Origin of the sequence: Flavobacterium orientale (assembly GCF_014638005.1) — a bacterium.
GTDB classification, from domain to species: Bacteria; Bacteroidota; Bacteroidia; order Flavobacteriales; family Flavobacteriaceae; genus Flavobacterium; species Flavobacterium orientale.
On sequence record NZ_BMFG01000031.1, the window covers coordinates 1 to 1,319 of the forward strand.

Annotated in this window: 1 protein-coding gene; it reads left to right on the forward strand. The window is 45.9% G+C overall.

Going from position 1 to position 1,319, the window contains the following annotated elements; genetic code table 11:
* Positions 1-1,319: FIDD domain-containing protein (locus IEV15_RS14505; protein WP_505661213.1), on the forward strand; the 1,319-nt coding region annotated here is incomplete at both ends.

Below are 1,319 nucleotides of genomic sequence, written 5' to 3' on the forward strand. Positions count from 1 at the left end.
TGTGACAACACCAATCCGGGAGATAATGAAGAAGCGTTTGATTTAACGACCTATGAAGACATCATCAGAAACAACGATCCGGATATCACCTTTGCGTACTTCCCAACCCAGGCAGACGCGATAGCGGGTACTAACCAAATTATGATCCCAACGGCTTATGTAAGTGCCACGGGAAGTGTTTGGGTAATGGCCATGAACCAACAACAGCCTACACCGGGAACGTTCTGTTACACCTTGGTGGAACAACTACTTCAGGTGAACCCATTGCCACAAGTAGTAGCTTTTGTGCCGGATTATGTGATTTGTGAGCCTAATACGGATAACATCGCCACCTTTACGCTAAACACGCTAAACGACCAGGTGATGGAATCAGGAGATGCGACGGGCTTTACCATTAGCTATTATGAAACACAAGCGGATGCAGACACAGGAACTAATGCACTAGCCAACAGCTATACCAACACCAGTAACCCACAAACGATTTACATCCGAGTGGTGGATAATCAAACGGGATGTGTGAACTCAGTGGCTACGGTAAACCTAGTGGTAGAAGAAGGAGCGATAGCCAATCCGGTACCGGCAGATACAGCAGGCTTAACCGTTTGTGATGAAGATGGTACCAACGATGGATATACGCAGTTTGACTTAACACCTTACGGAACAATTGCTTTAGGCACACAATCACCAACGGATTATGCGGTGAGTTACTATGAAACCCAGGCAGATGCTTTGGCAGGGACAAACGCCATTGCCAGCCCTGAGAACTATACCAACACTACCAATCCACAAGAGATTTGGATTCGAGTGACAAACACTACCACTGTGAGTCAGTGTGCGGCTTTGAGCCCAATAGTGTTAACAGTAAACCAACTACCGGAGGTTACTTTGAACGATGGCTTTATCTGTGTGGATCCGGTGACTTTAACACCACTGGGAACGTATACTATTGATACGAATATTGCCAATCCGGAGTTATATAGTTATGTTTGGTATTACAACGGAACTGAAATCCTTGGAGCTATGGATTCGAGTTATACCACCAGTGATGCAGGAACGTATGAAGTGATGGTGACCAATATTGCAACAGGATGTAGCATGCTTAGCCCGTCCTCGATGACCTTGACCAACACTTCGGCAGCGATAGTTACGGAGGCTGATGTAGTGGTGAGTGGAGCTTTCTCACAAAACCAAACCATCACGGTGAATGTAACGGGCGGTTTAGGCGATTATGAGTATCAGTTAGACAACGGACCGTTCCAAGACAGTAATGTGTTTACAGATGTGAGTGCAGGAAGTCATACCATTACCGTTAGAGATAA